The organism is uncultured Cyclobacterium sp., assembly GCF_963976465.1.
Lineage (GTDB): Bacteria > Bacteroidota > Bacteroidia > Cytophagales > Cyclobacteriaceae > Cyclobacterium.
Map to the genome: position 1 here is coordinate 1 of NZ_CAXBOC010000112.1, position 12,369 is coordinate 12,369.

Consider the following 12,369-nt stretch of genomic DNA (forward strand, 5'->3'; position numbering starts at 1 on the left):
AAAGAAAAGCCAAACCTAATTCTAAGTGGTGATTATAATATATGTCACAAGGCCATAGACATTCATAATCCTGTTTCAAACAAAAACACTTCCGGTTTTCTTCCTGAAGAAAGAGCATGGATGGATAAATTCACTACTTCAGGATTTGACGATAGTTTCAGGCTATTAAACAAAGAAGCCCATCAATACAGCTGGTGGAGCTATAGAGCCAATGCCAGGGCAAATAATAAGGGTTGGAGAATAGATTACCACATGACTACTTCTCCTGTGAGTTCACGAGTAAAAAATGTAGGCATTTTAAATAAAGTGATCCATTCAGACCATTGTCCTATAGTAATTGAAGTTTATAGAATAATAAAATAAAGTCGTAATAAAAGACTAAAAATACGATGAAATCAATAAAAATTTCCATTCCATCTTTGATTGAAAATATAACTATCGTTGAAAGTTTTATTGATAATGCCAAAGAAAAGTTTCAGATCAACGACGACATCTACGGTAATATCATGATTTCAGTAACCGAATGTGTCAACAACGCAATCATTCATGGAAATAATTCCAACAAAAACAGCTTGGTTAAATTAGAATTATTATTCTTTGACAATCAAATCAAATTTATCGTTGAAGACGAGGGCAATGGATTTGACTACCAACATTTAAATGACCCAACAGCATTAGAAAATTTAGAAAAAGCAGGGGGCAGAGGGGTTTTTATCATGCGACATTTGAGTGATGAAGTCGAGTTCGATAAAGAAGGAAGCAAAATCACACTTACTTTTTACATGAATTAAAATGGCAATTCATTTCTTTGAAGAAGAAATAAAATCATCCTTGACAGAAAAAAGGATAATCAAGCAATGGTTAAAACAAATTGCTGAGAGGAAAGAGTATAAAATTCAAGACCTGAACTATATCTTTTGCTCAGATGAATATTTATTAGAAATAAATATTCAATATCTCAATCATGATACCTATACAGACATTGTCACATTTGACCAGTCTGAATATGATAACGAAATAGAAGGGGATATCTACATAAGTATTGATAGGGTTAAAGAAAATGCTGCAACACTGAAAACAACTTACCATCAAGAATTACTTAGGGTTTTGGCCCACGGTCTGCTACATTTATGCGGACTGAAAGACAAAACAGAAAAGGAAAAAATAGAAATGAGAAAAGAAGAGGATGCAGCACTTTCATTGTTTCCACAAACAACTGTTCCACGTGGAACAGTAAAATAAACAAAGAACAAATTTCAACAAGTGTTTCACGTGGAACACTAGAATAGAATAACATGTTTCCAATATACGATGTAATAGTAGTAGGCGCAGGACATGCAGGATGTGAAGCAGCACATGCAGCAGCGAAGATGGGTTCTTCGGTTTTATTGTGTACAATGAACATGAACACCATTGCACAAATGTCATGCAATCCAGCAATGGGAGGAGTTGCAAAAGGTCAAATTATAAGAGAAATTGATGCGTTAGGAGGGATGTCAGGTATAATTTCTGACAAGTCTACAATACAATTTAGGATGTTAAACAGGTCAAAAGGTCCTGCCATGTGGTCACCGAGAAGCCAAAATGATCGCATGCGATTTGCAGAAGAATGGAGATTAGCTTTAGAAGCTACACCCAACCTTGATTTTTGGCAAGAGATGGTTACCGGAATCGTGGTTAAGGATGGAAAGGTTCAAGCCGTTAAAACAAGTCTTGGTTTAGAAATAAAGTGTAAATCTGTGGTTTTAACCAATGGAACATTTTTAAATGGCCTAATCCATATCGGAGAAAAGAAAATGGGAGGCGGAAGAACAGGAGAAAGCGCTTCTAAAGGAATTACGGAAGACTTGATAAATCTAGGTTTCGAATCGGGTAGAATGAAAACTGGGACGCCACCTAGGGTGGATGGAAGAAGTTTAGATTATTCATTAATGGAGGTCCAGGAAGGGGACAGCCAACCTGAGAAGTTTTCCTATTCAACGAAAACAAAACCGGTACAGAAACAAAGAAACTGTTGGATCACCTATACCAACAAGGAAGTGCATGAAACTTTGGAAACAGGATTTGATAGATCCCCTATGTTCAATGGAAGAATTCAAGGTTTAGGTCCAAGGTATTGCCCTTCAATTGAGGATAAAATCAATCGGTTTGCAGAAAGAGAAAGACACCAAATATTCGTTGAGCCGGAAGGATGGAACACTGTAGAGATTTATGTGAATGGATTTTCCACCTCCCTCCCTGAAGATGTACAGTATAAAGCGATAAGAAAAATCAAAGGTTTTGAAAATGCCAAAATGTTTCGACCCGGATATGCCATAGAATATGACTTTTTTCCCCCAACCCAATTGAATTTAACCCTAGAAACAAAGCTCGTTGAAAACCTGTATTTTGCCGGACAAATCAACGGAACTACAGGATATGAAGAGGCGGCAGCACAAGGATTAATGGCCGGTATAAATGCACACAATAAAGTAAAAGAAAAAGAAGCCTTTATTTTAAAGAGATCTGAAGCATATATAGCAGTGCTGATTGATGATCTGATAAATAAAGGTACAGAAGAGCCCTATAGAATGTTTACATCCAGGGCTGAATTTAGACTGTTGTTGAGACAGGATAATGCAGATTTAAGATTAACTCCCTACGGATACAAATTGGGGCTTGCAAACGAAAAGGAATACCGACAAACTCAATTAAAGGCTGAGAAAACCGAAGAACTTACGAAAAAACTAGAAAAAATAAGGTTATCGCCTAACCAAATAAACGAAGGATTGGAGCAACTAAACACTGCTACAATAAAGGAAAAAATAACAGTTGAAAAACTGATAAAGAGACCAAATATTGGACTTAAGGATATCATTAAGATTAGCGAAGAACTTAAGGAAAATCTAATAGATTATTCAATACCCGTTAAAGAACAAACTGAAATACTGATCAAGTACAAATCATACATCGATAAGGAAAGACAGATGGTTGAAAAGATAAATAATTTAGAAGATCTTAAAATTCCGGCTACAATTTCCTACGAAGAAATTAAAGCACTTTCTGCAGAAGGAAGACAAAAATTGGGCAAAATAAAGCCACAAACCCTAGGTCAAGCTTCTAGGATTAGTGGAGTTTCACCGGCAGACATGTCAATACTCACCATTTATTTAGGAAGATAAAATGTATGAAAGGTTAACTAAATGTCCGCTATGCAAAAGTGAGCAGTTCAACAATCATCTTGTTGTAAAAGACCATGCCATAAGTAAAGAATCCTTTATTATTTGTGAATGCAGCAATTGTAAGCTATGGTTTACCAATCCCAGACCGGATGAAGAAAATATCCCAAAATACTATGACAAACCCAACTATATCTCACATCAAAATAAAAGCAGAAGTTTAACGGATATAGTTTATAATGCTGTCAGAAAATATACACTAAAACAAAAACTAAATTGGTTAAACAGCCGAACATCTAAAAAAGGCAGAATGCTTGACTATGGCTGTGGAGTAGGCTTATTTCCAAAAACCTGTCAAAACGATGGCTGGGAAGCATATGGTATGGAACCCAACCAAAAGGCAGCTACAATAGCAAAGGAAGAAAATAAAGTCAATATTATTTACAACTTCAAAGCCTTACACAAATTAAAGAAATTTGATGCCATCACCCTATTTCATGTATTGGAACATATCCACAACCTACATGAAACACTAGATATCCTATTGAGCAGATTGAAAAAAAGAGGGTTTCTATATCTAGCAGTACCCAATAGAGATTCTTTTGATGCCAAACTATTCAAAGAAGATTGGGCAGCGCTTGATGTACCTAGGCATTTGTATCATTTTAACAAACAATCAATGAATTTCCTGGTTGATCAACACCAATGTAGACTGGTTGATACCTATCCAATGACCTTCGATAGTTACTATGTTTCCTTATTGAGCCACCAAACCAAAGGAAATAAAAATAGATACTTAAAAGCCATCAAAACAGGATATCAATCAAATAAACATGCCAAAACCAATGATAATAACTATTCTAGTTTATTATTTGTGATAAAAAAGAAATGAAAAAACTTTTCAATAGATTCTGCTTGATTATTATCGCCGCAATTTTGGGCGCATGTGCCAAACAAAGCTCACCTATGGGGGGACCTAAAGATGAAGACCCTCCAGTATTATTGTCATCCGACCCAAAAAATGAAAGCATTAACATAAAACCGGAAAAAATAGACTTAGAATTTAACGAGTATGTTGAACTAGAAAATCCAACACAATCTATCATAATCACTCCAAAAATAGATAAAGACAAGGTAGAATACATAGCCCTTAAAGAACATGTTCTCATAGACTTGAATCAAGAATTGGAAGACAGTACAACATACGTATTTAATTTTCAGAAAAGCATTCAAGACATTACAGAAGGAAACCCGGCAGAAAATCTAAAACTTGTATTCTCTACAGGAGAAACCATAGACAGTTTATCAGTCTCAGGAGAAGTAGATTATTGGTTTTCTGAAGATAAACCGGATTATAAAGATATTCTGGTTGGTTTATACATCAATGAAGACAGCACAGATTTATTTACTTCAGCTCCTTACTATATTGCACAGGTTGATACCGCAGGAAAATATAAAATAACAAACATCAAAGCCGGGACTTTTAGGGCTTATGCCTGGTATGATGAAAACAACTCCTTAAAAGCAGAACACCGAAGTGAACCGTATGGCTTTTTATCCGAACCACTAGAGGTAAATAAAAATATAGAAAATCTGCAATTCAATTTAAACAGGGCGGATTTAAGTACTTTAAAGATTAACAGAACTTCAAGTACAAGTGGCAAATTTGATGTCATTCTTAGTAAAGAACTAGCTAATTATACAGTATTTCATCAAGATAAGAATACAAAACTTTTTTTCCGTAAAAAAGACAATAACATAAGATTTTATCATACCGAGTTGATCAACGACAGCACCGAAGTCCGTTTGCAATTAATGGATTCGGTAGGAGTAAAAATTGATACAACACTATATGCACGATTTGATGAAAGTGATAGAAGTAAAGAAAAAATTGAAATATCAACTGCGGGAGAGACTCAATTTATTGATACTATTAACGCAAAATTATCCTTCAATAAACCTATTTATCAAATAAACTATGATTCATTATACATAGCCTACGATACAGCAAGTACCTTGTTCATAAATCCCGATATGGTAAGCTTTGCAGATAGCTCAGGAAGCAGAACTTTACTAAACATTAACATTCCTATTAATGATTCTATTCCTTACGAAAAGTATAAACTCATTGCAGCTGATTCTACTTTCCAAGATGTGGAAATGCTCTGGAATGAAGAAAAGTTCGAAGCCACCTACAGTAGGCTAAAAAAGGATAATCTTGGGGATGAAATCAGTGGTAAAGTACCTACAGATGAACGACCAATTATTATCCAATTGCTAGACAAGAGTGACAATATAGTTCGAGAAAAATACCTTACTGAAACCAATCAATTTTCCTTTACAAAACTGGAAGCTACCAATTACAAATTAAGAGCAATTATTGATCGCAACAAAAATAAAGCCTGGGATCCAGGAAATATTAACTTCAATATACAACCTGAACCTGTCTATTTCTATTACGATGAAGAAAGCAAAAGTAAAGAATTAATATTAAGAGGAGGTTGGACATTGCAAGACCAAATTCTCACCAAAAGAAGGGAAACAGGTCTACTTATTAACAATAAGAGCAAAGAAACTTACGAAATCGATGAAATTCCCCTAAGTATTTTAGAAATCACAACAAAAGACTTAATAATAGATTGATTATCAGTATTTTAAATAATAATCGGTGTTAATTAATTTTTGTGGATAAATAAATATTGAAAGTGGATAAGTGTGAAGAAAGCTGTTTATATCAACAATCAAAATTGGAATTAATCACATATTTCTTCCACTTTTAGAATCACTGGGGATAAACTTTTACTTGTAAACAATTATCCACATAGATACCCACGGAAAAGTTATGCCTAACAGCAAAAGATCATTTATACACAGTGAAATACTTAAAGTTATTAGTCAACACAAAATCAACGATTTAAGGGCATAAAAAAATGTGAATAACTGGTGTATAAGTGTAGAAAAATTGGTAAATGAAAGTGTATAAAAAAAGTAAGGAGGATTTACCAACATATCCACCCTATAATAATAACAACAGTTTCTTTAATTTATAAAAATCTTAAAATAAATAAGGTGTGTATAAACTTTGAAACGGCATGGCAAACAATTTTCTTTTTCAATCATTTGACCATTTTGAGACAAGGTGAAAAAATCATAAAACCTTATTCAGAACCACCAATCAAAAATAAAATCCGAGAGGCATCTCTACTCTCAGAGAATAGATTTTTTAGAAAAAAGAATAAATGCAGCTCTTAATTTTATAGTTAAATTTTTGCTTTAAATATAAACTTGTGTGTGATTAAGTACTTAAGAGTTTATTTTATAAGGCCTCTTTTTTGGTGAATAATAAAAAGGGTTTAATGCAAACAACTACTCTTATAAAAACAAAATGGTAAATGGCTTGTGTTAAACGGATTAAATAATTTCAATTTATTATGCATGCATAATTATTTTTAGTAAATTGAGTGCTATAGGAAAATGAAAAAAGAAGAAACGATAGATTATCAAATTAAGTCTTGTTGGCATTCCATTTCTAGAATGTACAATCAGAAAGCAAATATGGAGGGGATTACCACCTCCATGGGATTTGTTCTTATCAATATAGATTCTACTGCAGGAACAGCTGCAACAAAGATTGCGCCCCAAATGGGACTGGAATCGAGAAGTCTTACAAGGTTGTTGAAAACCATGCAAGAAAAAGGTTTGATAAAAAAAGTACAAGATCAGGCTGACAAACGATCCGTTAAAGTATTTTTAACAGAAAAAGGAAAACAAAAAAAAGCTGCTGCAGTAAGTACAATTAAGGAGTTTAACCATAAAGTTCGTGAAAAGTTAAGTGAGGATGAGATTGGTTCCTTTTTTGTTACCTTTAAAAAGATCAATAGCGTCATTGATGAACTTCAGAAGTCATAGATACATAGATATTAACAATAACAATAAGCTAATATAACCAATGAAAAAAAGCATAAAGAGAGTTGCCGTTTTAGGTTCCGGAATAATGGGGTCGAGGATTGCTTGTCATTTCGCCAATATAGGGGTTGAAGTTTTGCTTTTGGATATTATACCCAAAGCTCCCAACGAAAAAGAAACGAAGAAAGGATTAAGCATTGAAAGCAAAGAAGTACGGAATAGAATCGTAAATGATGCGCTGAATAGTACATTGCGTGCAAAACCCTCGCCCATCTATGACAAAGCATTCGTCAATCGAATTACTACAGGCAATTTTGATGATGATTTGCCTAAAATCGAGCATTACGATTGGGTAATTGAAGTGATTATAGAAAATTTGGAGATCAAGCAAGGCCTTTATGAAAAAGTAGAGAAATACAGGACGCCTGGTACCCTAGTTACTTCCAATACTTCAGGGATACCTATTCACTTAATGAGTGACAATAGGTCACAAGATTTTCAGGAGTGTTTCGCAGGAACGCATTTTTTTAATCCTCCAAGGTATCTAAGATTGTTTGAAATTATTCCGGGACCAAAAACCAAACCGGAGATAATTGACTTCTTGATGAATTATGGAGACAGATTTTTAGGCAAAGAAACTGTTCTGTGTAAGGATACGCCTGCATTTATTGCCAATAGGGTAGGTGTTTATGCCATTATTTCAGCCATTCATACCATAGAAAAGCAAGGACTAAGCGTATCAGAAGTGGATAAGCTCACCGGAACGATCATAGGGAGGGCCAAATCAGCCACTTTTAGGACTTTGGACGTAGTTGGACTAGATACTACAGTCCACGTGGCCAATAACCTCTATAAGGTACTAGAACACGATGAATCCAGAGATCGATTTAAATTGCCAAAAAGTGTTCAGGTTCTGAATGAGAACAAATGGTACGGAGATAAAAGTGGCAAAGGTTTTTTTCACATGATTAGGCATGAGGATGGTCGCAAAGAACTAAAAGAAATAGATTTTCAAACCTATGAGTACAAAGCTGTAGAAAAACCAAAATTTAAGGCTTTAGAAGCCTCCAAAGGAATTGATGAACTGAAGGAAAGAATCAAATTTTTGGTCAATTTTGATGACAAAGCGGGAAAGTTTTATCGAGCTATTTTTTATGATCTGTTTCGTTATTGTTCATTTAGAATTCCTGAAATTGCTGATGAACTATATAAGATTGACCAAGCAGTAAGTGCAGGGTTTGGCTGGGAATATGGTCCATTTGAAAATTGGGATATTTTAGGAGTAAAAACTACAGTGGAAGCAATGGAGGAATCCGGTGAAAAGCCTGCCGATTGGGTTTATGAAATGTTGGCTGCCGGACATACAAGTTTTTATAAAGTAGAAAATGGCAAAAAACATTATTACGATATTCCGTCAAAATCCTACAAAGAAATTCCCGGATTGGAATCATTTTTATTGCTCGACACGCTCAAAGCTGCCAACAAGAAAATATGGGGCAATGAAGGAGCTACCATTTATGATTTAGGTGATGAAGTGATTGGTTTGGAATTTCATACAAAGATGAATTCCTTGGGTCAAGAGGTAGTTGAAGGAATAAATACAGCCATTACCATGGCAGAAAAAACCTATAAAGGTTTGGTCATAGGAAATGAAGGGGGCAATTTCTCAGCAGGAGCAAACCTTGCCATGCTGTACATGTTTGCTGGAGATCAGGATTTTGATGAAATAAATCTGATGATTGCCCAATTTCAAGACACCATGCTTAGGGCACGTTTTTCTTCAGTGCCAGTGGTGGTGGCACCACATAATATGGCTTTGGGTGGCGGATGTGAATTGTCATTGCATGCAGATGCAGTTCAGGCTCATGCAGAATTATACATGGGATTAGTAGAAGTAGGTGTAGGTTTGATTCCTGCCGGAGGTGGTACCAAAGAAATGACCATGAGATTTTCCCAAAACATTGAACCCGGAGATGTTGAACTGAATCGTCTTCAGGAAACTTTTATGAATATTGCCACGGCCAAGGTTTCCACCTCAGCTGCCGAAGCTTATAACCTGGGTTTCCTTGAGCAAAAAGATGGCATAACCATCAATAGAAAGCGTCAATTGGCCGAAGCAAAAGAAAAGGTCATCACCTTGTATGATGCAGGTTATACCCAACCCATTGAAAAGAAGGATATAAAAGTATTGGGGAAATCCTCCCTTGCATTATTTGAGACCGGCATTTCAGGCATGCGCTATGGAGCTTATATTTCAGAACATGATGCAAAAATCGCCAAAAAACTAGCTTGGATAATGAGTGGGGGAGATTTATCCTCTCCTACAGAAGTAAGTGAAAGGTATTTGTTGGATTTGGAGCGAGAAGCTTTCCTAAGTCTAACAGGTGAAAAGAAAACCTTGGAAAGGATCCATAGTATTCTTTTCAAAGGGAAACCTTTAAGGAATTAAATCAAGCCATAATTATTAAGGTTTTACTATTCCAAAAATAGCTTCATACCAATTTAACCAAATTCAAGCATTAAAATAAACATCAAATGGAAGCATATATTATCAATGGCTATAGATCTGCAGTAGGAAAGGCGAAAAAAGGAGGCTTTCGGTTTTATAGATCAGATGACCTTGCAGCGGATATCATCAGGCACCTAATGGACAACGTTCCCGGTTTGGAACCCAAAATGGTGGATGACCTTATCGTAGGCAATGCAGTACCGGAAGCAGAACAAGGCATGCAAATAGGAAGAATGATTTCCCTCTTGGCATTGTCGGAAGATACACCCGGCTTTACCATCAATAGGTATTGTGGATCGGGTTTGGAAGCAATTGCTTTAGCTACGGCTAAAATAAAATCAGGAATGGCAGATTGCATTATTGCAGGAGGTACTGAATCCATGTCTATGGTACCAATGATGGGCTATAAAACGGTATTAAATTATAAAATAGCGACAGAATTCCCAAGTTATTATTTAAGTATGGGCTTGACAGCCGAAGAGCTGGCCAAAGACTTTAACGTTACCAGAGAAGATTCTGATCAGTTTGCTGTTCAATCGCATGAAAAAGCAATTAGGGCAATTAAAGAAGGAAGATTTAAGGATGAGATTGTCCCGGTGGAAGTAGAAGAAACCTATCTGGATAAGTCACTTAAGAGGAAAACAAGGAAATACACAGTAGATACCGATGAAGGGCCCAGACCCGGAACTACCATGGAGGTTTTGGCAAATTTAAAACCCGTTTTTAAAAATGGCGGTCAGGTCACCGCAGGAAACTCCTCTCAAACCTCCGATGGAGCCTCATTCGTGGTGGTAATGTCGGAACGAATGATGAAGGATTTGGGATTAGCGCCTATGGCCAGATTGGCCGCTTATAGTGTGGGAGGTGTTGAGCCAAGAATCATGGGAATGGGGCCAAAAATAGCTGTGCCCAAAGCCCTAAAACAGGCCGGATTGAGCTTGAATGATATCGACCTGATTGAATTAAATGAAGCCTTTGCCACTCAGGCATTGGGAGTAATCCGATCATTGGATTTTAATCCGGATATAGTAAATGTAAATGGTGGCGCAGTGGCGCTTGGTCATCCTTTGGGATGTACCGGAGCAAAGCTTTCCGTACAGATGATCAACGAATTGAAAAAAAGACAGGGAAAATATGGTCTTGTGACTGCCTGTGTAGGAGGAGGACAAGGCGTGGCAGGAGTAATTGAACGACTATAGTCGAGGCCTTTCAAACTTGGGTTCAATCAAATTTACCCAATGAATTAAACCACTCTTTAAAAAAATTAAAGCCTTAAATAGCCATGGAAAAAATTAATGAAAAAAATGCCCTTAACGGAGGAGAGTTTCTCATAAAAGAAACCCAAGCAAGCGCCGTATTTATACCTGAAGAATTTAGTGAAGAACAGAAAATGATGGCGCAGGCCTGTCAGGATTTTCTAGACATGGAAATCACTCCAAAAATGGAAGAGATTGACAGCATGAAAAATCCGGAACTCGTTCCTTCTATATTGAAGAAAGCCGGGGACCTGGGTTTGCTTGGTATAGCGATTCCTGAAGAATATGGCGGCTTAGGTATGAGTTTCAACACCTCCATGTTGATTGCTGATATCATAGGAGCTGCAGGATCATTTTCTACCACCTATGGAGCACATAGCGGAATTGGTACCCTACCTGTTCTTTACTATGGAACAGAAGAACAGAAAAAGAAATACCTTCCCAAATTGGCCAATGCGGACTGGGCGGCATGTTATTGTTTAACAGAACCGGATGCCGGATCAGATGCCAACAGTGGAAAAACCAAGGCCAGCCTAAATAAAGAAGGAACGCATTACCTAATCAATGGTCAGAAAATGTGGATTTCAAACGCAGGTTTTGCTGATTTCTTTATAGTTTTCGCTAAAATAGATGAGGACAAAAACCTTTCAGCATTTTTGGTAGAAAAGAACTATGGTGGCATTACCATGAATGAGGAGGAGAAAAAAATGGGAATCAAAGGTAGTTCCACTCGTCAGGTGTTTTTCAATGATTGTCCTGTACCGGTAGAGAATTTACTTTCTGAAAGAGGAAATGGTTTTAAAATCGCCGTTAATATCTTAAATATTGGAAGGATAAAGTTAGGTGCAGGCGTTTTGGGTGGCTGTCGAACAATTTTGGGGTATTCCATTCAATACAGTGCCGAAAGAAAACAGTTTGGACAATCCATTAATTCCTTTGGTGCCATTCAAGCCAAGTTGGCAGAGATGGCCATAAAAACCTATGCTTGTGAATCCCTTTGCTACCGGGCCGGTCAAGATGTTGAAGACAGAATAGATGCTTTGATAAAAGAAGGGATGGAACCCAATAAGGCCAAATTGAAAGGTGTAGAACAATTTGCAATAGAATGTGCTATTGCAAAAGTTCACGGTTCTGAAGTACTCGATTATGTAACCGACCAAGGCGTACAAATTTATGGAGGCATGGGGTATTCTGCCGATGCACCAATGGAACGTGCTTTTAGAGATGCACGAATTTCCCGTATTTATGAAGGAACCAATGAAATCAATCGAATTTTAATGGTTGGCATGTTGTTGAAACGCGCCATGAAAGGAGAAATAGATTTTTTGGATCCGGCTATGAAAGTATCCAAAGAGTTGACCTCAGTACCCACCTTTGGAAATACAAATTCTTCACAACCATTAAATGCTGAGAAAGAAGTCCTAAGAAAATTGAAAAAGGTTTTTCTAATGATAGGAGGGAAAGCGGCTCAGGATCTTGGCAGCAAAATGGAGGAGGAACAAGAGATCATGATGAATCTGGCAGACATAATGATTGAAAT

At 36.5% G+C, this 12,369-nt stretch carries 10 protein-coding genes; all 10 read left to right on the top strand.

Annotation, left to right across the window (positions count from 1 at the left end):
- The coding region (locus AAC037_RS08395) for an exodeoxyribonuclease III (RefSeq protein WP_339902562.1) at positions 1-363 on the top strand (363 nt) is incomplete at its 5' end.
- A gap of 26 nt (positions 364-389) precedes the next feature.
- Entirely contained in the window at positions 390-791 is a 402-nt protein-coding gene (locus tag AAC037_RS08400) for an ATP-binding protein (RefSeq protein WP_339902563.1), read from the top strand.
- 1 nt (position 792) lies between these two features.
- Positions 793-1,242, top strand: coding sequence for an rRNA maturation RNase YbeY (gene ybeY / locus AAC037_RS08405; protein ID WP_339902564.1), 450 nt, complete (start codon positions 793-795; stop codon positions 1,240-1,242).
- A 53-nt stretch (positions 1,243-1,295) separates the two neighbouring features.
- Positions 1,296-3,161, top strand: coding sequence for a tRNA uridine-5-carboxymethylaminomethyl(34) synthesis enzyme MnmG (gene mnmG, locus AAC037_RS08410; RefSeq protein WP_339902565.1), 1,866 nt, complete (start codon positions 1,296-1,298; stop codon positions 3,159-3,161).
- Position 3,162: 1 nt separating this feature from the next.
- Entirely contained in the window at positions 3,163-4,050 is an 888-nt protein-coding gene (locus AAC037_RS08415) for a class I SAM-dependent methyltransferase (protein WP_339902566.1), read from the top strand.
- Entirely contained in the window at positions 4,047-5,801 is a 1,755-nt protein-coding gene (locus tag AAC037_RS08420) for an Ig-like domain-containing domain (protein WP_339902567.1), read from the top strand. Before AAC037_RS08415 ends, AAC037_RS08420 begins: the two co-directional genes overlap by 4 nt.
- 831 nt (positions 5,802-6,632) lie before the next feature.
- Positions 6,633-7,067, top strand: coding sequence for a MarR family transcriptional regulator (locus tag AAC037_RS08425; RefSeq protein WP_339902568.1), 435 nt, complete (start codon positions 6,633-6,635; stop codon positions 7,065-7,067).
- A gap of 40 nt (positions 7,068-7,107) precedes the next feature.
- Positions 7,108-9,513 carry a 3-hydroxyacyl-CoA dehydrogenase/enoyl-CoA hydratase family protein gene (locus AAC037_RS08430; protein WP_339902569.1) on the top strand — a complete coding sequence of 802 codons (2,406 nt, stop codon included), beginning with the start codon at positions 7,108-7,110 and terminating at the stop codon, positions 9,511-9,513.
- A gap of 86 nt (positions 9,514-9,599) precedes the next feature.
- A complete protein-coding gene (locus AAC037_RS08435) occupies positions 9,600-10,772 on the top strand; it encodes a thiolase family protein (RefSeq protein ID WP_339902570.1) in 1,173 nt (390 codons plus the stop codon).
- Positions 10,773-10,855: 83 nt separating this feature from the next.
- Positions 10,856-12,369: acyl-CoA dehydrogenase family protein (locus AAC037_RS08440; protein ID WP_339902571.1), on the top strand; the 1,514-nt coding region annotated here is incomplete at its 3' end.